A 25,079-nucleotide genomic window follows, 5' to 3' on the forward strand; every position below is an offset into this window, starting at 1 on the left:
GCCGTCCTTCCCGGGCGGCGGCGGCCAGTGATTCGCACAGCATTTTCACAGGCAGGCGCTATTGAAGATACAGCGGAATCCACAAGAATGGTTGCAACTGATAGTGGAATCCGAGGTTCAAAGATGACCGCGGCCTGCCGAAGGTCAGTGGCGAGCGTCCCGACCACCCGAGCTGAAACCGTCTAATGAAGGGTTTCCAAGCATGTTGACTCTGCGCAAGCACGTACTTCCTTCCGTCCTGGCCGTTCTGCTGCTGTCGGCAACGGCCTGCACCTCGGAATCCGCGGCCGGCGCCCGGCCGGACTTCCTGCCCGAAGAGGTGACCAGCGGCCCCGGCAGCGGCGCGACATCCGCCGGCCCCGGCTCGGCTGCTCCACGTCTGGGCCCCGCGAGTGCGGTCGACGCGCGAACGGTCCTGGAGGAGTTCAAAGGCAGGGGCCTGGTGGAGCACCTGCAGGCGCTGCAACGTGTCGCTGATGATAATGACGGCAACCGCGCCTCGGGGACCTCCGGTTATGAGGACTCGGCGCGGTACGTGGAGGACCAGCTGCGCACGGCCGGGTACACCCCGGTCCGGCAGACGTTTACCCACCGGCCCGATGACGAGCGGGTGGAAACCTTTAACATTCTTGCCGACACGGAGGGGAGCGCCGAGAACACCATTGTGGTGGGCGCGCATCTGGATTCCGTGGAGGAGGGCCCGGGAATTAACGACAATGCCAGCGGGGTCGCGGCGATGCTGGAGATCGCCCGGTGGATGAAGGACAGCGGGTTCAGCCCGGCGAACCGGGTCCGGTTTGCGTTCTGGGGCGCCGAGGAGGATGACCTCGATGGTTCGCGGCACTACGTTGACGAGCTGAGCGCGGCCGAAGTCCGCCGTACGGCGCTGTATCTGAATGTGGACATGGCAGCCTCGCCGAACGGCGTGAGGTCCTTTCACGACGGCGACGGATCGGATTTCGGGGAGGCCGGGCCGAAGGGCTCCCAGGAGATCGAGGAGGTCTTTTTCCGGTTCTTCGAAAGCAACTCGCTGCCGGCGGAAACAACGCCCTTTGTCGAGGGCGACTCCGATTACGAACCGTTCCTCAGCGCAGGCATTCCTGGCGGCGGGCTGTTCACCGGCGAGGTGAAGTCAAAGACCAAAGCCCAGGTGCAGGCCTACGGCGGCGTGGCCGGCAAGAAACTCGATCCCTGCTACCACAAGGCCTGCGACACCATCAGCAACATCAACGCGGACCTGCTCAAGGAGATGTCCGCGGCCCTGGCCTACGCCACCGCCACCTACGCCATGGCCCCGCGGGGGTGATTTCCGGATACCCGGGAACGGGTGCGGCCGGTCCTGCACGATCACGAAAAGCAGCCGCCCGCCGGATCACTTGCCGCCAAAGCATGGCCGCACCGGTGCCGAGCAGGTAGAACTGAGTCATGACTACCTCACCCTTGGTGCTCGGCCCGATGATGCGGTACGTGGATGAGACCTCGGCGAGCATCTGGGTGGAGACCCGGACCGCTGCCCGGGTCACCCTTCGCGCGGGCGGCAGGGAGTGGGCAACCGCCACCTTCGCGGTGCACGGCCACCATTACGCCCTCGTGGAACTGGACGGCCTGGAGCCTGGCACAGTAACGCCGTACGCCCTCGACATCAACGGAAGCCAGGTCTGGCCCGATCCCGCATCGGAGTTTCCCCCGTCCATGATCGCGACGCTGCAGACCGGCAAGCCGCTGCGGATGGCCTTCGGCTCGTGCCGGACCAGTGTGCCGCACGATGAATCCGGCAACCGGACCCACGGCGTCGACTCACTGCGCGCCTACGCGCTTGAGATGGCTTCCGGCGGTGACCAGCCGTGGCCGGATCTCGTGGCTTTCCTCGGCGACCAGGTGTACGCCGACCTGACCAGCGACCAGATGCAGGAGTTCATCCGCGCCCGGCGGGACATCGATGAACCGCCCGGCGAGGAGCTCAAGGACTTTGAGGAATACGCCCACCTCTACAATCTGGCCTGGTCAGACCCCGCGAACAGGTGGCTGCTGTCCACGCTGCCCAGCGCCATGATTTTCGATGACCACGACATCCGCGACGACTGGAACACCTCCCTCAGCTGGAAAAAGGAGATGGAGGCCACCTCCTGGTGGCATGGGCGGATCGTCGCGGGGCTGGCCTCGTACTGGGTCTATCAGCACCTGGGGAACCTGTCACCGCAGGAGCGGGCCGGGGACGCCGTCTGGCAGCGGATCGCCGGACACAGGGGCGAGGATGAGATCGACGTGAGCGCGGAGCTGGACAGTTTCGCGGACCGGGCCGATCAGGACCCGGGATCGTACCGGTGGAGCTACTACCGGGACTTCGGGGACACGCGGCTGGTTGTGGTGGACTCCCGAGCCGCCCGGGACCTGACGCCGGACGACCGCGCACTGGTGGACAAAGCGGAAATGGCCTGGCTCGACGGACGGATGCGCGGCGGTTTCCGCCACCTGCTGGTGGCGACGTCGCTGCCTTTCCTGCTGCCGATGGGCCTGCACTACGTCGAATCCTGGAATGAGGCCATATCCCAGGGTGCGTGGGGGAAACCTGCCGCCCGTGCCGGCGAAAAGCTGCGCCAGGCGGTGGACCTGGAACACTGGGGCGCCTTCCAGAACAGCTTCCAGGAGGTGGCGGCCATGGTGACCGAGGTCGCCGACGGCACACGGGGCCCGGCCCCGGAGACCATCACTTTTCTCTCCGGTGACGTCCACTATTCCTACGTTTCGGAGGTGGAGCGGTCCTCGGGCAGCCGGATCGTGCAGGCCGTCTGCTCCCCCATCCGCAACCCGCTGCCCCGGCTGATGAGGTCCTTCGCGGCCGTTATGTCCTATGGGCTGGCCACGCCGGTGGGCGCCCTGGTGGCTCGCTCGGCAAAGGTCCCGGACCCGCCGTTTCGCTGGTCCGGCGTCAAGGGGCCTTGGTTCAACAACAACCTGGCCTGCCTGGAGGTGGCCCCGGAGGGGCTGAAACTGTGGTGGCAGACAGGCGTCGTGGACGGCGGTGACCAGCTGCATCCCCGGCTGAAACTCGTCTCCTCCGTCACGGTGGCTCCCCGCCAGGCCGGGAAGCCCGCCGGGTGAGCTCCGACTCAGTACACCAGTTCGCGGAATAGCCGGACCCTTCGAAGACTTGTTCTCATTGGACGGCCACGGGGCCGCCGCCAGAAAAGGACTCTTCGTGCCGACTGCTTTTGTACCCTTCACGCTGCTCGCCACCGCACGGGAAGGCCACCAGCGCGCCTTCCAAACGGATATTGAGCGGCTGGCATCCGACCACCGTGCACCCCTGTCCACCGTCAAGTCCACGGCGACGATGGCGTGCCTGCGGGGCGCGATCGCGAAGAGCGAGCACACGGCGACCGAGGCGAGCCTCGCCAAGTTCCTGGCGGACCGCCTGGTCACCAACGGCATCTATCTCGACATCACGGTGTCCCTGGAGCCTTAGGCCCTGATGGACTGCGGTGGTGACGGTGCCGGACTGCAGGTGCCGGACTGAACCCGGGCGGCCCGTCGACTGTTAGCCGCCGGCCATTTGGGAGGTTCGGCGCCGGCTCAGGCGCGGGCTGGGTGGTGGTCGGTGCCGCGCATCCGGACGGCCACAACGAGACCTGACAGGGCCGCGAGTCCCGCGACGACGCCGACGGCGGCCGGAATGCCGTAGGCGTCGGCGATGATGCCGGAGAGCAGCGCGCCGACAGCGAAGCCGCCGTCGCGCCAGAGCCGGTAGATGCCCACGGAGCGGGCCCGCCATTCCGGGTGCGCGACGTCGCCGATGGCGGCGAGCAGGGTGGGGTACACCATGGCCGTGCCGAGGCCGAGAAGGACGGCGGCGGCCAGCCAGATCCCGAAGTCCTGGCCGACGGCGATCATCGCCAGGGCGGCGGCCTGGAGGAGCATACCGCCCACGATCAGCCACTTCCGGCCGTATTTGTCCGACAGTGCCCCGGTGACGAGCTGCGCGGCACCCCAGACGGCGGGATAGACGGCGGCCAGGATGCCGATCTTTTCGATGGTCAGTCCGGCGGCGGCGAACAGGACGGGGAAGAGACCCCAGGCAAGGCCGTCGTTGAGGTTGTTGACCATGCCGGCCTGACTGACCGAGGACAGGGATTTGTCCCGGAAGCTGGTGAGGGTGAAAATTTCCCGGTTGCTCAGCTGTCCGTGGGCATTGGCGTGGGCGGAGGTATGGTTTGCCGCTTCAAGCTTCGCGTGGCCCCGGGTTTCCTTCACGGCGAAGACCGAGAGGCCAAGGCCCAGGGCGATGTAGGCGGCGCCGAGCAGGAACGGTCCGGGCCGCAGGCCGTAAGTGGCGGCGATGTAGCCGGTGGCCAGGGCGGTGCCGGCGACGCCGAGGTAGCCGGCCGCTTCGTTCAGGCCCATCGCGAAGCCGCGGCGTGCCGGGCCAACGAGGTCCATTTTCATCATGACGGTGGTGGACCAGGTGAGGCCCTGGCTGATGCCCAGGATCACGTTGGCCGCCACGATCCAGCCCCAGGAGGGTCCGAAGATCAGCATCAGCGGGACGGGCAGGGCGATGACCCAGCCGGCGACCAGGACGGGTTTGCGGCCGTAGCGGTCTGAGAGGGTGCCGGCGAAGTAGTTGGTGGCGGCCTTGGCGAGGCCGAAGGCGAGGATGTAGGTCAGCGCGGACGTGTAGAGGTCCAGGTGGAAGACCTGCCCGGCCAGCAGCGGAAGCACCGTGCGTTCCTGGCCCAGGGTGCCGCCGACGAGCGCGTTGACGGCGACGAGGAGCATGAACTGCGCCAGGTTCTGCCGCAGGCCCAGCGTTGGGCCGGGGCGGCGGCGCCGATGCTGCTGCGGGTGGGTGGTGCCGGAGTTCATGGTGCTCCCTGTGGTGGGACGCGGTTCGGCGGCGGCCCTGGTGTCAGGGCCGCCGCCGGGGGTGCCGGTCGGTTTAGGTGCCGGTCGGTTAGGCGCCGGTGGTGCGGGTCAGCTGGCGGGGACGGTTTCGCGTGCCTGTGCCTGCTGGTATCCGGTCCAGGCGTTGTAGCTGCCGTCGAGTTCGACGACGTCGTAGCCGGCGCGGCGCAGCGCGCTGGCCGCGACGGAGTTCCGCACACCGCTTTGGCAGTAGGACACGATGGTGCCCTGGGCCGGGAGTTCCTCCAGGTGCCACATCACGCGGCCGCCGCTGAGCTGGTGGGAGCCCGGGATGTGCCCGGCGGTGTGCTCGGTGCGGTTGCGCACGTCCAGGATCATGCCGGCCTCGAAGCCCTCGAGCTCCTCCGGCGAGATCAGCTTCGGGATGCTGGTGGGCAGGCCGGTGATGCCGGTGACGTACCCGGCGACGTGGTCGATCCCGACCCGGACCAGGTGGTCCCACATGTCCTGCGCGGCGTCCCGGTCTTCGGCGAGGAGCACGAGCGGGTTCGGATCGGTCTCCGGGTTCACGACCCAGGCGCCGAAGCTGGCGACGGACTTGCCGGCCGGGACGTTCAGGGACCCGGTCACGGTGCCCCGGTGGACCTGGTCGTTGGGGCGGGTGTCAATGAACGTCAGCGTGTTGGCGGCCAGCCCCCGGGCGACGGCGTCGAGGTCCAGTTCCTGCAGCGGGGCACGTTCCCCCATGACGGCCGGGCCCTCACGGTTCTCCCGCTTCATCCGCCCGAAGTAGGCGTGCGCGTCGGGCTGGCCGTCGAGGAGTTCATCGACGAAGCCCTGCTCGTCGTTGGCGGCCAGGTACGGGCCCCACCAGGCGTAGAGCCGTTCGTAGCCGACCGTGGAGGACGGGATCGCGCCCAGGGCCTTGCCGCAGGCGCTGCCGGCACCGTGGGCCGGGTGGACCTGGACGTAGTCCGGGAGGGTCAGGAACTTATCCCGCAGGCTCGCGAAGAGTTGCTTCGCACCGGCGAAGCGGGTGTCGATCCCGCCGGCGGCCTCGTCCAGCAGGTCCGGACGGCCCAGGTCCCCGGAGAAAACAAAGTCACCCGAGAGCAGGTACCCGGCTTTATCGCTGAACGCGCCGTCGGTGACCAGGAAGGACAGGTGTTCCGGGGTGTGCCCCGGGGTGTGGAGGGCCTGGATGCTGATGTTGCCCAGCGTGATCGTGTCGCCGTCGAAGAGCCGCTCACCCTCGAACCCGTACTGCCAGTCCGGCCCGCCCTCGCCCGAGAGGTAAATCTTCGCCCCCGTCGCCGCGGCGAGTTCCCGGGTCCCGGAGAGGTAATCGGCGTGGATGTGGGTCTCGGTGACCGCAACGATCTTCATGCCGTTCTTCGCCGCCAGCGCCTGGTACACCGCGATATCACGCCGGCCGTCCACCACCACGGCTTCACCCTTGGCCTGGCAGCCGATCAGGTAGCTGGCCTGGGCAAGGTCCTCATCATAAATGCGTTCCAGAAGCATGTGCTCTCCTTCGTAAAGAAATGGGGTGGTGTCCCCCGTCGACTACTAACAACAATAATACCCCCCGGGGTATCTTGCAAGGCGGGCGGGCGCCGGCGGTCCGGGCCCAGAACCTCCCGGGCGGCGCCCGGTCAGGCCCGCAACCGGTCAGCCCTGTGGCTGTGCTGCCTGGGCCCGCACGCTGGCCATGTCCAGCTTCTTGACGCCCTCGATGACCTGGTCGAGGCCGGCGGCGTTGAGCGCGCCCGGCTGCGAGAAGACCAGGGTCTTGTCGCGGAATGCCATCAGCGTGGGGATCGAGGTGATTCCCGCCGCGGCCGCCAGGGCCTGTTCGGCCTCGGTGTCCACCTTGGCGAAGACGACGTCCGGGTGCTTGGTTGAGGCCGCTTCATAGGTGGGGGCGAACCTGCGGCAGGGGCCGCACCAGCCGGCCCAGAAGTCGACAAAGACGATGTCGTTGGTTTCCAGCGTGTCGGGGAGGGTCTTTTCGGTGATGTCGATGGTTGCCATAACTAACTTCCATTCCTCTTAGGTCGTGGGGCGTGAGAGGGAACTGCAGTTCAGGGGCGGATCAGGCGGTCGGCAGGCCCGCGCGGGTCCACGCGATCATGCCGCCGTCCATGGTGTCTGCTGTGAAGCCGGCGGCGTTGAGCGCATCCGCCACACGGGCGCTGCGGTTGCCACTGCGGCAGATGGCGATCACGGGGACCTTGGCGTCAAGCTCGGAGAGGCGCGCCTGCAATTCGCCCGTGGGGATGTGGATTGCGCCGGGGATCATTCCCTCGGCGACTTCGCCGTCCTCGCGGACGTCCAGGACCTGTGCCTGGTTCCGGCGCTGGTCTGCTTCGGTGATGCTGATTTCTGCCATGGTGATACCTTTCGTTTCGGGAGTGGCTGATTGGTTGGCCGGTCGACTCAGACCGGCGTGGGTTGGGCGTCCTGGCGGGTGGTGCTGGTGGACCTGCGCAGCGGGCAGGCGCTGACAAGGAACCAGCAGACTGCGGCCGCAACGACCGCTGCTCCGGCGGCACCCAGGGCGATCGGTCCGCGCAGATCAACAGGGGCCTGCTGGATGAGGACGAACGCGCCCATCACCAGCACGAACCATCCGAAGCCCTTGCGCAGGGCCACTTCCGGAATGCGCCCGGCGAGCTTGGACCCGATCAGGGTGCCCACGATGGCGGCTGCCGTCACGGCCAGCGTGATTCCCCAGTCCAGCTCAACGGTGGTGAGGTAGCCGGCCAGGCCGGCAAAGGACTTCATCGCGATCACGACGAGCGACGTTCCGACGGCGATTGCCATCGGCAGGCCGCCGAGCAGCGCCAGGGCCGGCACCACCAGGAATCCGCCGCCGGCGCCGACCAGGCCGGTGACCAGACCGACGACGAGGCCGTCGAGCAGGACACGGAACAGCGGCAGTTCGGTGTGCTTGGGCACATCGGTGCCCGCATCAGCCTTCTTCCTGCGTCCGCGGATCATGGCGATCGAGGTGGCAACCATCATGAGGGCAAATGCGATGAGGAGGATCTGGCCGGGGATATGCCCGCCCAGAAGACCGCCCACGAAGGCACCGACCATGCCGGCGGCGCCGAACAGCAGGCCCGTGCGCCACATGACACGTCTGGCGCGGGCGTGGCTGAAGACGCTGACAGCCGAGGTTACGCCGACCACGAACAGGGAGGCGGCAATGGCTTCCTTGGCCTCGAATCCGGCCACGTAGACCAGGATCGGCACGGTCAGGATGGATCCGCCGCCGCCGAGTACACCGAGCGACAGCCCAATGAGCACCGACAGGGCAAGAACGAGGATCAGCGTGGTGGTCATGAGGCCTTGGACTCCGGGGTCAGGGAACCCACGACGGGAAACTGCAGGATGGCGGACTCGCGGGTCGGCTCCTGGGCGGCTTTGTTCCAGGGCATGGCAGAGATCGCCTGGCCCATGGCGCAGGTGTTCGTGGCCGCCGAGAAGGTCAGTCCGGCGCCGATGGCTCCGGCGAGGAGCCGGATCTTGGGCGAGACGAACTTGCCGCCGGCAAGGCCCAGAACCACGAGGGAACCGGCCGCAAGCCGGACCTGGCGTTCGAGGTCCCAGCGCGCCTTGCCGCGGACGACGTCGCCGCCTGACTCAGCGAAGCCGGGGGCGCCACCTGTCAGGACATAGGCGGTGCCGATGCCCGCGCCACCAAGTCGCTGCCGTGCCTGCTCGGCCCGCGCTCCCGACTGGCAGACAAGCACGACGCGGCTGCCCAAACGGGCTGCCAATTCGTCAGTGTGCTCGGAAAGCAGCGGCAGCGGGACGTTGTAAGAGCCTCGGATGTGCATGTTTTCGAATTCTGCGGCCGAGCGGACATCGATCACGATGAGGTCCTGGTGTTCCTGGAACCAGCTGCGCAGCGTTTCCGGTGCCAGCGAGGTGACTGCCGGTGCCGCGGAAGAGGCCTGGGCGGAGGAAGTGGAAGGGGGCGTCATGGGTGTCCTTTCGAGACGGACTAACGAAAAACTGAATACCCCACCGAGTATTGCAGATACCCCTGGGGGTAGTCAAAAATACCCATGGGGGTATATTCTGAAGCAAAGCCTTCCCTAGTTTCGGAGACACCCATGGACCTTGATTCAGCCGAAGTCGCCCCCGTCATCAACCGGCTCAAGCGCGCTCAGGGGCAGCTGGGGGCCGTCATCCGGATGCTGGAGGAAGGGCGCGACTGCAAGGACACCGTCACTCAGTTGGCGGCCGTCTCGAAAGCGCTGGACCGGGCGGGATTCGCCATCATTGCCAGCGGACTGGAGCAGTGCGCGGTGCGGAAGGACTCAAGCATGAGTACGAAGGACCTGGAAAAGCTCTTCCTGTCCCTGGCCTGAGGCTGCGGCTATCGCGGGCTGATCTTCCAGTCACTCGCCGGAGACGCCGGCTAGCGCGGACTGCCCGTCGAAAAGCGGCTCAGGTTCCGCAGAAGGTCCGGTAGGCGCCGAAGTCCTCGGGCGCGGCAGCGGCGTACCGCTCCAGTCCGGGGCGCTCGTCGAACGGCCCGGTCACTGCGTCCAGGAGGCGTCCGAGCGGCTCAAGATCGCCGCCCGTGGCGGCCGCTAGGGCCTCCTCCACCAGGTGGTTGCGCGGGATGTAGGCGGGATTGACCCGGTCCATCGCGTCGGCGTCGGGACCCAGGGCGATCCAGCGTGCGGACCAGGCATCGAACGCGGACGGATCAGGCAGCAGGCTCCGCACCGGTCCGGCATCCCCCCGGGCGGCCGCGCTGAGGCTCCGGAAGAACGAGGTGTGGTCAGCCCCGCCCGCCTGGAGAAGGCTAAGCACCTCGTCCACCAGAGGCGAGGCCACGCCGTCGTCGAGCCCCTCCGGCAGCCCCAGTTTGGCCGCCATGCCGGCCGACCAGGCCGCGCTGTACTGCCGGCGGAACGCGCCAAGGGACTCCTGCGCCTGGGCGATCGCCTGCTCCTGCTCCTCGTGGAAGAGGGGCAGCAGGGACTCCGCGAGCCGCGTGAGATTCCATTCCGCTATGACCGGCTGGTTGCGGTACGAGTAGCGCCCGGTCTCGTCGATCGAGCTGTAGACCGTGGACGGGTCGAAGGCCTCCAGGAAGGCGCAGGGCCCATAGTCGATGGTCTCGCCGGAGATGGTCATGTTGTCGGTGTTCATGACACCGTGAACGAATCCCACCAGCATCCACCGGGCCACCAGCGACGCCTGGGCGGCGACGACCGCCTGGAACAGCGCGAGATAGGGTTGCCCGGCGTCGGCGGCGCCGGGGTGGTGGCGGGCGATCGCATGATCGGCGAGCCGGCGCAGGAGGTTCAGGTCGTCCGTTGCCCGGGCGTACTGGAAGCTGCCTACTCGCAGGTGGCTGGAGGCGACCCTGGTGAGCACGGCGCCCGGCAGCAAGGTGTCGCGGAGTACCGGGCGTCCCGTCGCCACTACGGCGAGGGAGCGTGTGGTGGGGATGCCCATGGCGTGCATCGCTTCGCTCACGATGTACTCTCGCAGCATCGGGCCCACCGCCGCCAAACCGTCGCCGCCGCGGGCGAACGGCGTACGCCCGGAGCCCTTGAGATGGACATCGCGGAGGCGGCCGTCCGTGTCCGTGATCTCACCGAGCAGCAGCGCCCGGCCATCGCCGAGCCGGGGGGCCAACCAGCCGAACTGGTGACCGGTGTAGGCCTGGGCCACCGGAGTGGCGCCGCTCGGGACCAGATTGCCGATCAGGAAAAGTACCCCGTCGGCATCCCGGAGGTAGGCGGGGTCCAGGCCCAGTTCGGCGGCCAGCGGCTCGTTGAGCACGAGGAGCCTCGGGTCGGGTGCTTCCTCTGCCTGCCAGGGTATGGCCATTTCCGCGAGCTCCCGGGCGAAGCGTCCGTCAAAGGCGACGGTTGAGGGGGCTGCGGCAGTCATACCAACAGAATATCCTGCGGCGCCTTCAGCGGCTGTTGCGTTCCAGTGATTGGCCGAGGATGCGCGCTCCTTCGGGAAAGGCTCCGGGGTTGGGTCCGGCGTAGTTGAGCCGGATAAACGATCCTGTGGGTTCAGCCGGAAACCACTCGGTGCCGGCGGCGATGACGACGCCGGCGGCCTCGCAGTCACGGGTGAGCTTTTCAAGGTCGGTTCCGTCGGGCAGGCGTGCCCAGAGGTTCAGTCCCCCCTTCGGCACGTGCTCGACATGGGCCTGCGGGGCATGCTCCCGGAGGCTGCTGATCAGCAGGTCCCGGCGGGCCTGGAGCTGGTGGCGGAGACCGCGGAGGTGCGTGTGCCACCCGGGTTGCGTCACGACGTCAAGGGCAGCCGCCTGCAGGACGCCGCTGACATACATCGATTCGGCTCCCCGGTCGGCCTGAATGCGGTCACGCGCTGGGCCCCGGGCAATCACGGCGGCAACGCGGATGCCCGGGGACACACTTTTGGTCAGCGAACGAAGGTAGACGACATGTCCGGAATCGTCGCGTGCCGCGACGGGCGTGGCGGTGGTGCTGATGCCAAAATCGTGCGCCCAGTCGTCTTCAACGAGGAACGCGCCGTGCGCCCGGACGACGTCCAGTACCCGTTCGGCCACCCGCGCCGGCCATTGCGCACCGGTGGGATTCGCATAGTTCGGCTGTGCGTAAAACAGGCGTGCGCCCGTCTCCTCGAAGGCCCTGTCCAGTTCTTCCGGATCCGGGCCCTCGGGTCCGCTCGGCACCGGAACGACATGGACACCGGCCTGCGCCGCGGCCAGGATGGCCCCCCAATACGTCGGGGATTCCAGCAGCAGCGGTTGCCCGCTGCCGGCCAGGGCCCGGAACACGGAACTGAGTCCGCTCTGGCTTCCGGGCAGCACGATGACCTCGTTCGGGGTTGGCGGTGTGACACCGGCCGGGGTCGAAGACCGGAGTTCCTGGGCGAACCAGGACTGCAGCTCCGGCTGCCCGGCAGCTGGCGGACGCGACCAGGCAGAGTCGCCGCGGGCCGCCCGCGTCAGTGCCGCGCGCACCAGACGCTCCGGCAGGAGCTCCCGGTCCGGATAGCCCGAGTGGAAGGCGATGACATCGTTCGAGGCGGAGCGCATCGCGGTGGGGACCGGCCGCAGCGGCGACTGGGGTGAACGCAGCGCTGCCGTCTGCCAGCCGTAGTCCGCGGGCCGCGAGGTCCGAATCGCCCGGACGAAAGTCCCGACGCCAGGCCGGCTTTCGATCAGTCCCTGGGCGCTGAGGGTCCGGAGGGCTTTTTGCACGGTCACCGGGCTCGCCTGGTAGTCGGCGACCAGCGACCGCGTGGAGGGCAGCCGGGCTCCGGGCGGTGCTGCCGCAATCCACTCCCGGAGTCGTTCGACAATGCGCGAACTGCTATCGTTGAACATGAGAGACTACAGTAGCGCTATCGTTGGTTTTTGGCCACCGCTATCCTCGCGGCCGGCCACCGGCTTGTGGTGGGGCCTGCTCGGCGTGGCGGCCTTTTCCTTTACCGTTCCGTTCACCCGGCTGGCTGTCGGCGGACTGCACCCGCTGTTCATCGGCTCCGGCCGGGCGGTCCTGGCCGCGGTTCTCGCCGCAGCCGCCCTCTCCTTGACCCGGCAGCGCCCGCCGCAGGGTGTCCAGTGGGCGCGAGTGGCCGTCGTGGCCGGCGGGATCGTCGTCGGCTTCCCGCTGCTGACCTCGTTCGCGCTCACCTCCGTTCCCGCCAGTCACGGTGCCGTGGTTATCGCGTTGCTGCCGGCCGCGACCGCAACGATGGCCGTGCTGCGCGGACGCGAACGCCCGCCGCTGGCCTTCTGGCTCATCACGGGCGTCGGCGCGGTGGCGGCGATCGCCTTCGCGTCCGCGCAGTCCGGCGGCTTCGGCCAGCTGCACTGGCCGGACCTGCTGCTCTTCGGCGCCGTCGTTGCCGCCGCCATCGGATACGCGGAGGGCGGCCTGCTGGCGCGCGAACTCGGCGCCTGGCAGACCGTCTCGTGGGCGCTCGTTCTCGCCGCTCCCCTGATGGTGTTCCTGATGGCCCTCTCGATGTCCCAGCATCCGCCTTCGGGAACACCAGTGCAGTGGGCAGCCTTTGCCTACCTCGGCGTCGTCAGCATGTTCGTCGGGTTCTTCGCCTGGTACCACGGGCTTGCCATCGGTCCGATGGCCCAGGTCGGCCAGGTCCAGCTCATCCAGCCCGTCCTCAGTATCTGCTGGGCCGGACTCCTGCTGGGCGAGCACCTGGCCTGGACCACCATCATCGGCGGGCTGGCCGTCGTTTTCTGCGCCGGCCTGGCCGTCCGCGCGCGGCCCGGCCCGGCGCCGTCGAACACGCCGCAGCATGCCAAGGCCGCAGTCGCGGCCAGGTGAACAGCGGAACTAGAGAGCAGACACCTTCTCGATGGCGACCGTCTCGATGATCCTGGTCGACGGCTCTCCGACCAGCGCCGGCGCCGTCACACCGGTCTTCCAGGTGTCGTTCTGCAGCCGGCCCAGGAAATCCACGGCAGCTGCCTGCGTATCGAAATCCATCTCCAGCATCACGTAGTCCTCCTGGTCAAGGGGACGCGAGATCCGGTAGGACCGCACCCCCGACGCGGCGCGGTTCAGGGGGTCAGAGTCGAAGGCCCTCCTCCACATGCCGAAGTCCCGGACCTGGTGTTCGATCTGCAGGGTAATCACTGGGGCACTCCTGTCGACGGCCTGTACATGCCCAACTGTAGGCCCGGAAGGCCGCTCCACGTAAGACGGCGGGCCGGAGAGAGTTTCCGGCCGGGTCCGCGGTGTCGCTCCAGTGGCCGGGAGTGCTGGTGCGCCGTCCCCGCAAAGTCCCAGCGGCATGCCAGGGGCGGCGCTTTCAGGCTCCAGCGCTACAGGCCTTCGGAGACGGTGAGAATGTTGCCCTCGCTGTCCAGGAACCACGCAACCTTGCCTGCCGGAGTCGCAGCGATCCCGTTCTCGGTCTTCAGACCAGGAAAGTCGTACTCCTCGAACACGACGCCGCGGCTGCGCAGGTCCTGCATCTCGGCTTCGATGTCGGCTGATACCCAGCCCATCTGGGTGTTTTTCGCTGTTCCGGCATTGTCGGTCTGGTACAGCAGGAACACTGATCCCTTGCCGCAGCGGTACAGCAGATTCTCCTCGTCCAGGGTGACGGCGGGCTCCAGTCCCAGCACGTCACGGTAGTAGTTGCGCGCCCGGACGATGTCCTTCGCGGGGAGGACTGCGATGATTTCGAGATCCTTGAGCATGATTGTTTCTCCCTTTTGATCAGTGTTGATCAGGTTCCTGGAAGTCACCCCAGCTGCCATCCACGATGTAATCGACGTCCGCCGGCAACTCGGCGTACCGGCCCCGTTGTGCCGGTCCCGGGCCTCGCGTCCCGGGGCCATCAACATGCCCAGCATCGGCGATGGACACACTTGTCCACTCCTCGCAGGTGCTGATGCGCACTATCGTAGGCTCGGCGCCGCGGGAGTCAAGACCGTCCGGCATCACTGCCGTCGCGGCGGGAACTTCGAGGCCGCCCGGGGCCTGGCGGCGCCGACGGGGCCGCTAGGATCCGGCGTCCGTGGCGGCAGCCGGGGCACTGGCCTGGTCGGACCGGTGGTGCTGCCGGCGGCTCGCCAGCAGGAAGGGCACGGCGATCAACTCGATCACGCCGCCGATTGCCAGGGAGGCGGGATAGCCGTATACGTCGGCCGCCCGGCCAAGGACCGGCTGCACTACGACTCCCCCGCTGGAGCCGATGAGCGAGTCGAAGCTCAGCACCGTCGCCCGCTGCTTCGAGGCGATCATGTCGTTCAGGTAGGCCTGCCGCACCGGGGTCCCCGCCGATGCGACGACGGCCCAGAGCGCCAGCAGCACCAGCGCCACCCAGAACTCCCGGGTGAACCCGAGGACGACCAGAATCAAGGCGCTAAAGATGCTGCTCAGAATCAGCACTGTCGTGCGTTTGCCGACGAGGTTCCGGATGCGGGGCGCCAGCCAGCCGCCCAGCACTTCCGCTCCGGCCACGAGCGCCGCCGCCAGGCCTGCCACGGAGTACGCGCGCGGGTCGCCGAAGAGCTCAAGGAGGTAGGGCTGGAGGGCATAAAACACGTAGAACCCGACGCCGGCGCTGAACGGCGCTGCCAGCATCACGTAACGGACCGGCGGATTTTTCAATCCGTTCTCGATCGAGGCGGAGAGGACGGCGCGGGTTGCCCGAAGTGGATGGGTCGAACGTTCAGGGGTGAATCCGACGTCGCGCATGAGGGCGAAGGCCACGGCGAACATCATCAGCAGCACACCGACGCGCAGCAGGAACGGCACGCCCAGGTTGGTGGCCTGTGCGATCACCCCGCCGGCCACCGAGCCCACGAGCATTCCTACACCCGAGACCATGAGTCCCCGCCCGAGCACCGCCTCCAGTCCGCCTTCGTAGCCCGAATAGCGCAGAGCGTCGACGAGCCAGGCCTCGACCGCGCCGGAGAAGAACGTGAAGCCCAGACCGAGCAGGACCGACACGACCGCCCACCACAGGAACGGGGCGGAAAGCTGCCAGAGCAGGTAGTAGAGGTAGGTCGAGACGGCCAGGGTCACGGTCCCGAGCAGGAACGACATGCGGCGCCCCCACCCGTCGGCAATCACCCCGGTGGGCACCTCGAACAGCACCATCCCGGCCGTGAAGAACGCGTTCGCGGCAAAGGCCTCGAGGTTGCTGAGACCGGCATCCAGCAGGAAGAGTGTGTTGATCCCCCAGATAAATGAGGCCGCAAGGGTATTGCCCAGCGTCAGTGTGAGGTAGATGCGCTGGATCTTGCGGGCGGCGGCGTTCATCGGAGGGCCGTCCCCGTCAGGGCGGGGAAACACGGGCCCATTCTCGTCTCCTTCGCCCGCCCACACCAGAGGAACAGGGCCTGCATCCGGGGGTGCTCAGCCGGACCCGGGCACCTCAAGGTGAACCGCGACCTGGTCTCCCGCTTCGAGACCGGCCGCCGTCCTGATGGCCTTTTTGACGGGCAGCAGATACGTCCCGCTCCTGCTGTCGGGAAAGAGTGACGTGGACCAGTTGTGGCCCGAGACCGTGGCCGTGATTTTGACGGAGCCAAAGCCGCGACGGAACGTTGCCGTCTCCTCCCGAATCTCCGCTGCAAGCTCCTCCGGAAGGGTGAGGAAGTGCCACCCCGCTTCTCCCGGATAATGCCACAGGGTGGCCGTGAAGGCATAGCTCAGCGCCATTCCCGCCGGAGCCTAGAGCGAACCGCCGGCGACTTCCGGCGTCCCCGGGTCGTCGGAGGGCCCCCCGCGGCCGCCTCCGTGGCCATGGTGTCCGCCGTGTCCTCCCCCGTGCTGGCCCGCGTCGCCCACTCTTTCGCGGGCAAGGAATGTCTCGACGTCGAAGAGGTTGTCGGCCCGGCGTGCGACATTGAGCAACGTGGACATCGAGGCCACCTCCTCGACCTGTTCCTTGAGGAACCAGAGCATGAACTGCTCGCCCAGCGGGTCGTTTTCCGCCCGGGCCGCCGCGAACAGTTCCTTGATGCGGTTGGTCACCTCAACCTCCTGGGCGAGGGCGAGGACCAGTGGTTCCTCCGCCGAGGCGAAGTCGTTCCGGACCGGGTCGATTCCCGGAATGGTGATTCTGATGCCGCGGTCCAGGATGTAGCGGACCATCATCATGGCGTGGTTCCGCTCCTCCAGCGATTGGCGGTAGAAGTGCTTGGCCAGCTGGGGCAGGTCCTGTCCGTCGAACCAGGCGGCGATGGCGATGTACTGCTGGGAGGCCGCGAATTCATTACCCACCTGGCGGGTCAGCAGCTCGTTGAATTGGGGGCTCATTGGGGCTCTCCTCAGGTCGCTGTTCAGGGGTGTGGACCTGCGGGGCCGGGCCTCTGCTGGGCTGCGGCTGCCGGAGGGCCTGAAACGAGCGTCCTCCGCTAGGGAACGCCGCGTCAAGACCCTGCCGTATGAACCGGGCCACCCGTGAGACGTAGCCCTCGCCCGGTCAGCCCGCCTCGAGGATGTGCTTCAGCCTGGCCAGGTCTTTCCGCATCGCGCGGCGCATCATCGGGACCATCAGGAGGTTCACGACGGCGGAGAAGCCCGCCGGCGTGCCGGTGTTGCGCAGTGTCATCCGGGTTGAGGAGCCATCTGCGTCAGCCCAGGTGTAGGTGGTCTGCATCGGGAACGGCCCCTGCGCTGTCCGCATGATGAGTTTCGTTCCCGGATCCAGCTCGAGGAATTCGTACACGTAATCCAGGTTCCGGCCGTGGAAGCGGGCACGGAAGGCCAGCCGGGATCCGATCGCCAGGGGTGGTGTGGATTCCCAGCGGACTGTCTTGATGTTTATGTACCACTCGGGGGCGTTTTCGGGGTCCGAAGCATAGCCGGCCACGACCCCGCGCGGCCGGTGGATGACAATCTCTGTTGCCACATCAACCATATTTGTTTCCCTTCCGTCACGCATCGGCCGCGGCGTCCGTTCCGCCCGTCTGTGACACCGGCATCCGAGGGTCTAAAAGCGGGGCTGATCAGGTAGTGCTGCCAGTCGGCGGGATAGTCAGCATCGAGCAGTTGCAGGATTATGCCCTCATCATGCACCCACCGGAGAGATATGAGCTGCTGGAGGCCCTTTGGCTCGACTCCATCGGCGGCCGTGCCCCGTCCGGGCCGCTGCGGGGCGACGAGGGACGCAAGGTGCGGCTGACCCAGTACGCCCGGTCCGTCGACCACGTGCTTCCGCCGATCTCGTTGCGCTGCAAGTGACCTTTGAAGAGCGCCGCACCAACGGGCGCGCCTCGACGGACCTCAGCGATCTGGCGCGGGCGGCTGCCTTCGGTGCGGTTGCCACGCTCCTTGTGGACATGGATGCGGAGGTCAAAGGGTCCGTGGGAGACGATGGCCTGCTCAGCCTGGATACGGACACGGGCCAGGACGCGATCGAGGTAATTGCCCTGCGGGCGCTCGGGTCGGGTGCCCGCGTGCTCGCGGTGCGGCGATCCGATATGCCGGGCGGCGACCGGGACCGGGGTGAAACTCCGGTGAGTGGCACTTTGGAAGCACCTCGATCCGGCTGCCCTGACCGAAGCGGACTCGGTTTGGCCCGGGTTGCGTCTTGACACTGCGGGCCGGCACGGAGTATCAACTGGGATCAAGGCAAACTACGAGCTCACCGCGGAGAACCCGCTGTTCACTCTTGCGGAACCCCGCAGTGAGTGCGTACCTACAAGGGCAAGCCCGGCGTCGACAGCCGCACGGCGGAGCCCGATCGGTGCCAGTCGTTGGGATCGACGTGGCGACGGTGTTGGATGATCCCGCCCCTGCCCGTACCGGCAGGAGCAGGTCATGATCGCCCTTCACACCGTTATAGCAATCGTCGTCGTCGTCCTGCTCATCATCAAGGTCAAGGTCGATCCGGTGATCTCCCTGATGATCGGCTCGCTCTACCTGGGCCTCGCGACCGGTGTCGGTTTCACGGCGACGATCACGGCGATCGCCACCGGCTTCGGCGAGATCATGGGCGAGGTGGGCCTGCTTATCGGATTCGGTGTGCTCATCGGGGCGATGCTCCACGCGATGGGCGCTTTCCGGAAGATGGTGACGATGCTCGTCAACGGCGTAGGCGCGCGCCGGCTCCCGTACGCTTTGACGGCTGCGATGGCGACGATCTTCCCGTCGATCTACGTGGACGTGCAGGTTGTGCTGGCCTCTCCGGTGGCGCGCTCGACCGGGCCCTTCATCGGCCGGACCGGTTTGCCGCACATGTGCGGTGCACTCGGGACCGGGATCTTCGCCGGCTACGTCTTCGTGGTCCCGGGACTGGCAGCGGTCTCCATCGCGGGCCTTCTGAGCATCCCACTCGGCACGTGGCTGATCTACGGGTTCGTGCTGGGGCCGTTGACGGCGATCGCGACAACGCTGATCTTCCGCTTGCTCCTGCGCGGCCGATACTGGAATCCGGATAAGGATGAAGAGGTCGATGAGGCGATGGTCGTGCAAGAGACCACCGAACTGGCCGAGGAGGACACCGCGACGCCGCCGCTGTTTGTCTGCCTGCTGCCTATCCTCGTGCCCCTGGTGATGATCGCCTTCGGTGCCTTCGCCCAACTGTTCGGCTTCTCCAATGATTTCATCGCCTTCGTCGGCGACGCCAACTTCGCGCTCTTCGTCGGCCTGCTCGGTGCATACGTGCTCTGCCGGCGCACCCTCGGCTCGGCGGGTACAGGGACGGCGATGAGCGAGGGCTTCCACACCAGCGGCGAGATCCTACTCATCACCGGCATCGGCGGGTCCCTGGGCGCCGTCATCAGGGAGACCGGGCTCGACAAAATCCTGGCCGACCTCTTCACCGCCGACGCGGCGGCTCCGGTCATACTCAGCATCTTGCTCGCCTGGTTCATCGCCGCCGTGCTGCACCTGGCGATCGGGTCAGTGTCGGTGGCTGCCATCACCGCTGCCGGGATCATCGCCCCGGTACTCGAATCGATCAACGTCTCGCCGATCACCATCGGCCTCGCCATCGCGTCCGGCGCGATGTTCGCCCTTCAGGTCAACAGCAATTTCTTCTGGATGTTCAAGTCGCTCCTCGGGTTGTCGACCCAAGGTACCTTCAAGACGCTGACGATGGTCACCTCGATCGCTTCGGTGGTCTCCCTGCCGATGGTCATGGCGGTGGCACTCATTGCTTAGGGACCGGGCCGCGATTGCAGAGAAACGACGAGTGAAGTGGTGAACCGGCACGTTTGCTGGCCGGGCCGAGGAGGATGAGCCATGGTCACTGACGGCACCAACCCGGGCGCGCCGGGCGAGAGCGTCGCTGTGGGCAGACCACCCCGCGGCACGACGGCGGCCGTCACCACGATGATGCGCCGGGGCGCCGTTCCGGGCCTCTCCATGGTCGTGGTCACCCGCGATCGAGTGCTCTTCGCCGCCGGTTACGGCCTCGCCGACCGTGCAGCGAAGACGCCGGCAACCGCCTCGACGTCGTATCTGTGGTTCTCCATGTCCAAGATCGTGACCGCGACGGCGGCGTGCCGGCTCGTTGGCGAAGGCCGCCTCGACCTGAATGCCCCGGCCGACGAGTACGTGGATTACCTGCGGGCGCCCGGGGCGGCGACGCCGAACGTGGGCCAACTGCTCAACCACACCGCCGGGCTCGGCAACCCGATGCCCATCCGCTGGGTGCACCCGGCCGACGCGGATCCCCCGGATCCCGTGGCCCTGCTCCGCCGTCTGATGGGCAGGCGCCGCGCCTACCGGTACCCGGCCGGGCGGAGCGCCCGGTACTCCAACGTCGGCTACCTTGCCGCCGGAGAGGTCATCGCCGCTGCATCCGGGATGCCCTTCGAGGCATACGTCCGTCAGTCCGTCCTGCGGCCTGTGGGCATGGATCACACCGGATTCCGCTATCCGGACGGCGCGGCCAGGGCGACCGGTTACGTCAAAGCGCCCCGGATCGCGGACCCCCTGCTGCGCGGCCTCCTCCCCGGCGGGATCGCCGGATCCCGTCACGGTCCGTACCTGTCACTGAACCCCTTCTACGTGGACGGTCCGGCGTACGGCGGCCTGGTAGGCGACGTCCTGGATGCGGGCAGGTTCCTTCGCCTGCACCTTCGCGACGGCGAGATCGACGGCACCCGGGTCCTCTCCCCCGGGGCGGCCCGCAGCATGCGCACCATTGACGAGGCGGGCAAGCCGTTCCACCACGGAACCGGCTGGTTCCGCCGGCCGACGAAGACCCCGGGGCAGTGGGTGGAGCATTTCGGCGCCGGCGCGGGCTTCTGGAACGTTATGCGCCTCTTCCCCGACCTCGGTCTGGGCATCGTTGTTATGAGCAACAGCACCCGAATGTACGACTTCGAACCGCTCTTCGCACTTCTGGCATCAGCGCCCTGGCCGTAACGGGCCGCAATTAGGCCGCGGTGCACAGAGCTGATGCACGCCGGCGCCGTATTCGCAGCCGGGCCACTAACGTCGCGGCGAGCAACGCAGTCGTTAGTTCCAACCCGATGACCCCTAGCGACATGGCCGCCGGGTGGCCTCCCGGACCTGTCACGGCCGCGGCCGACGGTGCGTGGTTGTGGCCGGCGGCACCGGTGCCCAGGAACAGGAAGGCGTGCAGGAGGGCCATCGCCAGCGCACCGGCCATAACCCTTTGCAGGGCGCCGACGCGGAGGTGCCGCCAAATGTGCACGGTGCACGGCAGGCACACGGAAACCATGGCAACCATCAACGCATTCAGCCACTGTGCGTGCTGGTTCTCCGCCACCAGCCACACGTGGAAGAGGCAGGAGCCGGCCGTCACGGCGGCGCACATCCTGGCGTGGAGCGTGGGGCAGGAAGACCGGCCCCACGCCCGAATCCGCGCCATGCCTTAGCGGCTACGCATGGCAGTGGCCGCCGGCCGGCTGGGCGGAGGCCGGGACGTCCAGCACGGGGCTGCGGTCAAAGAAGCCGTCAGGCCGCAGCTTGAAGCCCACTGTGTCCACCGGCATGATGGGCCAGTCCTCGGTCCGGGGGAAATGGGTCAGCCCGAAAGTGTGCCAGACCACGATGTCCTGGCCGTCAATGTCCCGGTCCTGCGCGATATAGGCCGGCAGCCCCGCTCCCCCGGCATGCTGGTTCACGAAATCGCCGGTGGGGTAACGTTCGTCGTCGGCAAAGCGGGTCACCCAGAGGTCCTTGGTGGCGAATGCCGCCCGGCGGGCAATGGAGGATCCGGGATCCGCCAGCAGGGTGGGCTGGCCCTGGGCGTGGAGTTTGTAGCCCACAGCTTCGCCCAGCCGGTTCCGCGATTCGGGGTTCGAGATAACCCAGGTCCGCCCGCTGCGGGCGTCGGCCTCGCGGACGCCGTCCGATTCGCGGCTGAGCACGGTCCGTTTCCGCGAGAAGGCATTGCCGCGTTCGTTGCCCTCGCCCATCACCTGCCGGACCACGTCCTCTTCTTCAACGCGGTTGGTGAAGCCGTCGATGGCCATGTCCAGCCGTGCGCTGAAGAGGTGTTGGTGGAACGGGGCGCCCAGTCCCGGCGCCAGCTGGGAGATGTTGTCCGAGCCGCCTTCGGGGTAGGCGCTGGTAAACACGACGCCGGTGGCCTTGGCCTCGAACTCGATGGTGCCGTCGAGGTAGAGGTACCAGTAGAACCCGTAGTCGTAGTTCCCGATGGTGGTGAAGAACGAGATCACCAGGCGGCGGTTGCGCCGGGTGTACGTGATACCGGACCAGAGGTCGCTGTGCTTGGCCAGGATGCCCCAGTCTTCCTCGTGCATGCAGATGCCGTTGCGGATCTCGCGCGGCTTGCCGAAGGCATCACTGATCACCGGGCTGAGGTAGGTGATCTCCCCCAGGCAGTCACATCCCAGTTCCAGGGAGTTGGCGTACTGGCCCACGAGGTACTCGCCGGTGTCGAAGTAGTTCTGCCAGGAGCGGATCGGCGACGGGTCACCGTAGGGCACCACCATCTCGGCGATGGACGCCCGGTTGATGATCGGTCGCAGCCGGTCTCCGTCCTGGAAGGCGATATTGTGCAGGACGACGCCTTCCCGGACATCGAAGCCGACGTCGACGCTCCACTTTTCCCATTCCACGTGGTTCCCGTCGGTCACAGTGAAGCTGGGCCCTTCGGGCTGGGTGATGGTGATGGGCTTCTGCGTGGTCCGCAGCGGCCCGGTCAGCTCCGGATCGGTGTAGTTGCCGTGTTCGGCGGGCACCGGCACAACTCCGGTGTCCAGTACCTGGGTCACCGTCTTGCTGACCACGTCGACGTAGGCCACGAGCCCGTCGACGGGGTGCGCCCAGGCGCTGTCCTCCGGGAACTCCTGCACGAACGCCAGCCCGCGGAGGATGCGGCGGCCCCTCTCCTCGGCGTACTCGAAGACACCGGCAGACAGCGGTGCGACCCTGACCTTCCCGGCGTCCAGGCCGCGCGCGGCCAGCGCCTTGAGCCACCGCTCATCCGTTGCCAGCAGTTCCTCGACCACCTCGAACTCTTCCTCCAGGACCGGAAGCTCGCCCACGACGGCGGTGTCCAGCTCAACGGCGGACACCACCGCCTGGGCCGTCACGGAGACCGTGACGTCCGCCGGGCGGCCCCCGTCGACGTCGTGAATGAACACGCGGAAGCGGCGGTCTTCACGGTCCCCGGCGGCGTCGCGGGCCGGATCCAGCAGGCCCAGGTAGGCAATGCGCTTCTCCGGTCCCAGCAGGCCGGCGGCGAGCAGAACGCTCCGGACCTCGGCGATTTCGGCGCCCGTCGCCAGGCGGTACGGCGCAGCGGTGTCAGTAATTGGGGGCATCATGGGGGCCTTCTGTCCGGGACCTTTGCGGGTCGGATGTTTATTTTCTATAGTTGTAGAGAATACCGATCCGTAAGATGTGCCACAAGAGTCGGCCACAAAATATTTTCCCGGGGAGCAGTTCCGTGCCAAAGATTGTTGATCATGATGAGCGCCGCCTGGAACTCGTGGACGCGACGTGGCGGATCATTGCCCGGCTGGGCATCGAGGGTGCCACCATGCGCGAAATCGCCATCGAGGCAGGGTTCGCCAACGGCGCCCTCAAGCCCTACTTCCCCACCAAGGACGTCCTGCTGGCCTTTGCCTTCAACCATGTCTTCAACAGGACCAACGCGCGGGTGGCAGCGGTCACCGCCGGGAAATCAGGCCTGCCGGCCCTGCGGGACTTCTGCCGCGAGGTGCTCCCGCTCGATGAGGAGCGCGTCAACGAGGCGCGGATTGTGATCCCTTTCTGGCAGAAGGCGGTCAATGACGAGGAGAAATCCGCAATCCACCGCGCCTCGATGGACCAGTGGCACCACATGATCCTCGGATACCTCGGCCAGGCCAGGAAGAACGGCGACGTCACCACCTCGGTTCCAGATGACGCCATCGCCGGCCAGCTGCTGAACATGCTGCTGGGCGCGCAGATTACCGCCGCCCTTGCACCCCCGGCGCCGACGGCGGAGGGACCCGCGGCCGACCGCCCCGCCGCGGGGCAGCCGCTCAGCGCGGCCCTCGTGGCCCAGCTGGAGGGCTACCTGGGCCTTCTTGGCCCGGCCCACTAATCTTTTTTCGCCGAGTGTCGAAAAAAGATGACACCGGCGACCTCCGGCGCTAACCTGAAAGGACTGTGTCCCAGGACACACCCCCAGGATTATGACGGCGTCAGGATCTGCAATGGCCCCAGCTACAACCCACCGAGACTCCCAAGACGTCTCCACGAGCACGGCAACCTCCTTTGACCACTGGAGGCACCTGGTCGCGGAGTCCTTTGTACCGCTCGTGGCCCAGACGGACCATCCGGACACGTTCAGCGGCCGCATGAGGTCCCGGCTGCTCGACCGCGTGTGCATCGTCGAGGTCACGGCATCCAGCCACGAGGTCCACCGCACGCCCGCACTGATTGCCCATTCCGGCCAGCGCTACTTTAAACTCAACCTCCAGCTCCACGGAACCGGGCTCCTCATCCAGGACAACCGCGAAGCCGTGCTGCGCCCGGGGGACCTGGCGATCTATGACACCGACCGGCCGTACACCCTGGCGTTCGAGGGGCAGGCCCGCGTAATGGTCGTGATGTTCCCCTGCGATGCCCTGTCGCTGCCGCCCGAATGCGTGGGGCAGCTCTCGGCCGTGCGGATGGCCGCAGGCGGCAGCCTGACCGGCATCGTCGGGCCGTTCATTGCCCGGCTCGCGGAAAACCTGGACGTCCTGAACGGCCCCAGCGGTTCCCGGCTGACCACCAACACCCTCGACCTCGTGTCCACGATGCTGCATGCAGAACTGTCCATGACTCCGGACCGGATGAAGCCGCAGGCGCTCCTTGCCACCTCCGTCCGCGAGTACATCGAGGCGCATCTCTCTGACCCCGCGCTGTCCCCCGCCTCAATTGCCGCGGCCCATTTCATCTCCACCCGCCATCTGCACAACGTCTTTCACGAATCAGGAGCCACCGTTTCCGGCTGGATCCGGACCCAGCGGCTGGAACGGACCCGGCGGGACCTGCGGGATCCGCTGCATGCCGGGGACTCTGTGGGCACGGTCGCCGCCCGGTGGGGATTCCTGGACGCGGCGCACTTCAGCCGCACGTTCCGGGATGCCTTCGGCCAGTCCCCCAGCGACTGGCGCCGCGGCGCCTGAGCGGCGCCTGCCTAGACCACTGCAACGCTGTAGCGCTGTAGCGCTGTAGCGCTGTAGCGCTGTAACGACGGGAGGGTGCGGTTCCGGAATATCCGGAACCGCACCCTCCCGTCGTCGTCCTGGCCCGTCGTTGTCCTGG

The 25,079-nt window shown here is 67.3% G+C and carries 27 protein-coding genes; 11 read left to right on the forward strand and 16 right to left on the reverse strand.

Annotated features, from left to right (window positions below):
- Positions 1-202: 202 nt before the first annotated feature.
- The 3 genes from J2W14_RS15835 (at position 203) to J2W14_RS15845 (ending at position 3,466) form a co-directional block, all read left to right on the forward strand.
- Complete coding sequence (locus tag J2W14_RS15835) at positions 203-1,306, forward strand: M20/M25/M40 family metallo-hydrolase (protein WP_307464249.1); 1,104 nt, start codon at positions 203-205, stop codon at positions 1,304-1,306.
- A gap of 119 nt (positions 1,307-1,425) precedes the next feature.
- Positions 1,426-3,102: an alkaline phosphatase D family protein gene (locus J2W14_RS15840; protein ID WP_307464251.1), complete on the forward strand. Its 1,677-nt coding sequence runs from the start codon at positions 1,426-1,428 to the stop codon at positions 3,100-3,102.
- Positions 3,103-3,199: 97 nt separating this feature from the next.
- Positions 3,200-3,466: a hypothetical protein gene (locus tag J2W14_RS15845; protein WP_307464253.1), complete on the forward strand. Its 267-nt coding sequence runs from the start codon at positions 3,200-3,202 to the stop codon at positions 3,464-3,466.
- Between the two features lie 107 nt (positions 3,467-3,573).
- On the opposite strand, the gene J2W14_RS15850 is transcribed toward J2W14_RS15845, so the two are convergent.
- The 6 genes from J2W14_RS15850 to J2W14_RS15875 form a co-directional block, all read right to left on the reverse strand.
- Entirely contained in the window at positions 3,574-4,863 is a 1,290-nt protein-coding gene (locus tag J2W14_RS15850; protein ID WP_370871318.1) for an MFS transporter, read from the reverse strand.
- 108 nt (positions 4,864-4,971) lie between these two features.
- Positions 4,972-6,387: an MBL fold metallo-hydrolase gene (locus J2W14_RS15855; protein ID WP_307464255.1), complete on the reverse strand. Its 1,416-nt coding sequence runs from the start codon at positions 6,385-6,387 to the stop codon at positions 4,972-4,974.
- A gap of 147 nt (positions 6,388-6,534) precedes the next feature.
- Positions 6,535-6,897 (reverse strand): thioredoxin family protein, encoded by a 363-nt coding sequence (locus J2W14_RS15860; protein ID WP_307464257.1) that lies wholly within the window; start codon positions 6,895-6,897, stop codon positions 6,535-6,537.
- A gap of 61 nt (positions 6,898-6,958) precedes the next feature.
- Positions 6,959-7,255, reverse strand: coding sequence for a rhodanese-like domain-containing protein (locus J2W14_RS15865; RefSeq protein WP_307464258.1), 297 nt, complete (start codon positions 7,253-7,255; stop codon positions 6,959-6,961).
- A 47-nt stretch (positions 7,256-7,302) separates the two neighbouring features.
- A complete protein-coding gene (locus J2W14_RS15870) occupies positions 7,303-8,211 on the reverse strand; it encodes a sulfite exporter TauE/SafE family protein (RefSeq protein WP_307464259.1) in 909 nt (302 codons plus the stop codon).
- On the reverse strand, positions 8,208-8,855 hold the full coding sequence (locus J2W14_RS15875; protein WP_307464261.1) for a rhodanese-like domain-containing protein: 648 nt from the start codon (positions 8,853-8,855) through the stop codon (positions 8,208-8,210). The genes J2W14_RS15870 and J2W14_RS15875 overlap by 4 nt, the downstream gene beginning before the upstream one ends.
- Positions 8,856-8,987: 132 nt before the next feature.
- Between J2W14_RS15875 and J2W14_RS15880 the strand changes: the two genes are divergently transcribed.
- Positions 8,988-9,245, forward strand: a complete 258-nt coding sequence (locus J2W14_RS15880) for a metal-sensitive transcriptional regulator (protein ID WP_307464263.1) — start codon at positions 8,988-8,990, stop codon at positions 9,243-9,245.
- Positions 9,246-9,324: 79 nt separating this feature from the next.
- On the opposite strand, the gene J2W14_RS15885 is transcribed toward J2W14_RS15880, so the two are convergent.
- On the reverse strand, positions 9,325-10,788 hold the full coding sequence (locus J2W14_RS15885) for a protein adenylyltransferase SelO (RefSeq protein WP_307464264.1): 1,464 nt from the start codon (positions 10,786-10,788) through the stop codon (positions 9,325-9,327).
- Between the two features lie 25 nt (positions 10,789-10,813).
- Complete coding sequence (locus J2W14_RS15890; protein ID WP_307464265.1) at positions 10,814-12,226, reverse strand: aminotransferase-like domain-containing protein; 1,413 nt, start codon at positions 12,224-12,226, stop codon at positions 10,814-10,816.
- Here J2W14_RS15890 and J2W14_RS15895 point away from each other — a divergent pair.
- Positions 12,225-13,193 carry a DMT family transporter gene (locus tag J2W14_RS15895; protein ID WP_307464266.1) on the forward strand — a complete coding sequence of 323 codons (969 nt, stop codon included), beginning with the start codon at positions 12,225-12,227 and terminating at the stop codon, positions 13,191-13,193. The genes J2W14_RS15890 and J2W14_RS15895 overlap by 2 nt on opposite strands.
- 9 nt (positions 13,194-13,202) lie before the next feature.
- Here J2W14_RS15895 and J2W14_RS15900 read toward each other — a convergent pair whose 3' ends face one another.
- The 6 genes from J2W14_RS15900 to J2W14_RS15925 all read right to left on the reverse strand — a co-directional run bounded on the left by J2W14_RS15900 (position 13,203) and on the right by J2W14_RS15925 (position 17,250).
- Positions 13,203-13,505, reverse strand: coding sequence for a hypothetical protein (locus J2W14_RS15900; protein ID WP_307464268.1), 303 nt, complete (start codon positions 13,503-13,505; stop codon positions 13,203-13,205).
- Positions 13,506-13,693: 188 nt separating this feature from the next.
- Positions 13,694-14,074: a VOC family protein gene (locus J2W14_RS15905; protein WP_307464270.1), complete on the reverse strand. Its 381-nt coding sequence runs from the start codon at positions 14,072-14,074 to the stop codon at positions 13,694-13,696.
- Between the two features lie 304 nt (positions 14,075-14,378).
- Positions 14,379-15,644, reverse strand: coding sequence for an MFS transporter (locus tag J2W14_RS15910; RefSeq protein WP_307464378.1), 1,266 nt, complete (start codon positions 15,642-15,644; stop codon positions 14,379-14,381).
- Between the two features lie 96 nt (positions 15,645-15,740).
- Positions 15,741-16,046: a DUF1905 domain-containing protein gene (locus J2W14_RS15915; RefSeq protein ID WP_307464271.1), complete on the reverse strand. Its 306-nt coding sequence runs from the start codon at positions 16,044-16,046 to the stop codon at positions 15,741-15,743.
- Between the two features lie 12 nt (positions 16,047-16,058).
- Positions 16,059-16,646, reverse strand: a complete 588-nt coding sequence (locus tag J2W14_RS15920) for a ferritin (protein WP_307464273.1) — start codon at positions 16,644-16,646, stop codon at positions 16,059-16,061.
- Between the two features lie 166 nt (positions 16,647-16,812).
- A complete protein-coding gene (locus tag J2W14_RS15925) occupies positions 16,813-17,250 on the reverse strand; it encodes an SRPBCC family protein (RefSeq protein ID WP_307464274.1) in 438 nt (145 codons plus the stop codon).
- A 152-nt stretch (positions 17,251-17,402) separates the two neighbouring features.
- On the opposite strand from J2W14_RS15925, the gene J2W14_RS15930 reads away from it, so the two are divergent.
- From J2W14_RS15930 to J2W14_RS15945, 4 genes are all read left to right on the forward strand, one after another.
- Entirely contained in the window at positions 17,403-17,573 is a 171-nt protein-coding gene (locus J2W14_RS15930) for a baeRF11 domain-containing protein (protein WP_307464276.1), read from the forward strand.
- Positions 17,570-17,926 carry a hypothetical protein gene (locus tag J2W14_RS15935; RefSeq protein ID WP_307464278.1) on the forward strand — a complete coding sequence of 119 codons (357 nt, stop codon included), beginning with the start codon at positions 17,570-17,572 and terminating at the stop codon, positions 17,924-17,926. Before J2W14_RS15930 ends, J2W14_RS15935 begins: the two co-directional genes overlap by 4 nt.
- Positions 17,927-18,152: 226 nt before the next feature.
- Positions 18,153-19,496, forward strand: a complete 1,344-nt coding sequence (locus tag J2W14_RS15940) for a GntP family permease (protein ID WP_307464279.1) — start codon at positions 18,153-18,155, stop codon at positions 19,494-19,496.
- Between the two features lie 81 nt (positions 19,497-19,577).
- On the forward strand, positions 19,578-20,708 hold the full coding sequence (locus J2W14_RS15945) for a serine hydrolase domain-containing protein (protein ID WP_307464280.1): 1,131 nt from the start codon (positions 19,578-19,580) through the stop codon (positions 20,706-20,708).
- 10 nt (positions 20,709-20,718) lie between these two features.
- On the opposite strand, the gene J2W14_RS15950 is transcribed toward J2W14_RS15945, so the two are convergent.
- On the reverse strand, positions 20,719-21,111 hold the full coding sequence (locus J2W14_RS15950) for a hypothetical protein (RefSeq protein ID WP_307464281.1): 393 nt from the start codon (positions 21,109-21,111) through the stop codon (positions 20,719-20,721).
- 76 nt (positions 21,112-21,187) lie between these two features.
- Positions 21,188-23,104, reverse strand: coding sequence for a primary-amine oxidase (locus J2W14_RS15955; RefSeq protein ID WP_307464283.1), 1,917 nt, complete (start codon positions 23,102-23,104; stop codon positions 21,188-21,190).
- Between the two features lie 122 nt (positions 23,105-23,226).
- On the opposite strand from J2W14_RS15955, the gene J2W14_RS15960 reads away from it, so the two are divergent.
- A complete protein-coding gene (locus tag J2W14_RS15960) occupies positions 23,227-23,868 on the forward strand; it encodes a TetR/AcrR family transcriptional regulator (protein ID WP_307464285.1) in 642 nt (213 codons plus the stop codon).
- 112 nt (positions 23,869-23,980) lie between these two features.
- Positions 23,981-24,940 carry a helix-turn-helix domain-containing protein gene (locus J2W14_RS15965; protein ID WP_307464288.1) on the forward strand — a complete coding sequence of 320 codons (960 nt, stop codon included), beginning with the start codon at positions 23,981-23,983 and terminating at the stop codon, positions 24,938-24,940.
- Positions 24,941-25,079 lie beyond the last annotated feature (139 nt).

The sequence above is a fragment of the Pseudarthrobacter oxydans genome, assembly GCF_030812335.1.
Taxonomy (GTDB): Bacteria; Actinomycetota; Actinomycetes; order Actinomycetales; family Micrococcaceae; genus Arthrobacter; species Arthrobacter oxydans_B.

What these genes read in the sequence shown, in the direction of transcription:
- J2W14_RS15860 (WP_307464257.1), bottom strand. Translation starts at nt 6,897, where the DNA reads ATGGCAACCATCGACATCACCGAAAAGACCCTCCCCGACACGCTGGAA.
- J2W14_RS15865 (WP_307464258.1), bottom strand. Translation starts at nt 7,255, where the DNA reads ATGGCAGAAATCAGCATCACCGAAGCAGACCAGCGCCGGAACCAGGCA.
- J2W14_RS15930 (WP_307464276.1), top strand. Translation starts at nt 17,403, where the DNA reads ATGCACCCACCGGAGAGATATGAGCTGCTGGAGGCCCTTTGGCTCGAC.
- J2W14_RS15915 (WP_307464271.1), bottom strand. Translation starts at nt 16,046, where the DNA reads ATGGCGCTGAGCTATGCCTTCACGGCCACCCTGTGGCATTATCCGGGA.
- J2W14_RS15895 (WP_307464266.1), top strand. Translation starts at nt 12,225, where the DNA reads ATGAGAGACTACAGTAGCGCTATCGTTGGTTTTTGGCCACCGCTATCC.
- J2W14_RS15940 (WP_307464279.1), top strand. Translation starts at nt 18,153, where the DNA reads ATGATCGCCCTTCACACCGTTATAGCAATCGTCGTCGTCGTCCTGCTC.
- J2W14_RS15855 (WP_307464255.1), bottom strand. Translation starts at nt 6,387, where the DNA reads ATGCTTCTGGAACGCATTTATGATGAGGACCTTGCCCAGGCCAGCTAC.
- J2W14_RS15850 (WP_370871318.1), bottom strand. Translation starts at nt 4,863, where the DNA reads ATGAACTCCGGCACCACCCACCCGCAGCAGCATCGGCGCCGCCGCCCC.
- J2W14_RS15925 (WP_307464274.1), bottom strand. Translation starts at nt 17,250, where the DNA reads ATGGTTGATGTGGCAACAGAGATTGTCATCCACCGGCCGCGCGGGGTC.
- J2W14_RS15965 (WP_307464288.1), top strand. Translation starts at nt 23,981, where the DNA reads ATGGCCCCAGCTACAACCCACCGAGACTCCCAAGACGTCTCCACGAGC.
- J2W14_RS15920 (WP_307464273.1), bottom strand. Translation starts at nt 16,646, where the DNA reads ATGAGCCCCCAATTCAACGAGCTGCTGACCCGCCAGGTGGGTAATGAA.
- J2W14_RS15955 (WP_307464283.1), bottom strand. Translation starts at nt 23,104, where the DNA reads ATGATGCCCCCAATTACTGACACCGCTGCGCCGTACCGCCTGGCGACG.
- J2W14_RS15885 (WP_307464264.1), bottom strand. Translation starts at nt 10,788, where the DNA reads ATGACTGCCGCAGCCCCCTCAACCGTCGCCTTTGACGGACGCTTCGCC.
- J2W14_RS15835 (WP_307464249.1), top strand. Translation starts at nt 203, where the DNA reads ATGTTGACTCTGCGCAAGCACGTACTTCCTTCCGTCCTGGCCGTTCTG.
- J2W14_RS15880 (WP_307464263.1), top strand. Translation starts at nt 8,988, where the DNA reads ATGGACCTTGATTCAGCCGAAGTCGCCCCCGTCATCAACCGGCTCAAG.
- J2W14_RS15840 (WP_307464251.1), top strand. Translation starts at nt 1,426, where the DNA reads ATGACTACCTCACCCTTGGTGCTCGGCCCGATGATGCGGTACGTGGAT.
- J2W14_RS15945 (WP_307464280.1), top strand. Translation starts at nt 19,578, where the DNA reads ATGGTCACTGACGGCACCAACCCGGGCGCGCCGGGCGAGAGCGTCGCT.
- J2W14_RS15910 (WP_307464378.1), bottom strand. Translation starts at nt 15,644, where the DNA reads ATGAACGCCGCCGCCCGCAAGATCCAGCGCATCTACCTCACACTGACG.
- J2W14_RS15870 (WP_307464259.1), bottom strand. Translation starts at nt 8,211, where the DNA reads ATGACCACCACGCTGATCCTCGTTCTTGCCCTGTCGGTGCTCATTGGG.
- J2W14_RS15905 (WP_307464270.1), bottom strand. Translation starts at nt 14,074, where the DNA reads ATGCTCAAGGATCTCGAAATCATCGCAGTCCTCCCCGCGAAGGACATC.
- J2W14_RS15890 (WP_307464265.1), bottom strand. Translation starts at nt 12,226, where the DNA reads ATGTTCAACGATAGCAGTTCGCGCATTGTCGAACGACTCCGGGAGTGG.
- J2W14_RS15875 (WP_307464261.1), bottom strand. Translation starts at nt 8,855, where the DNA reads ATGACGCCCCCTTCCACTTCCTCCGCCCAGGCCTCTTCCGCGGCACCG.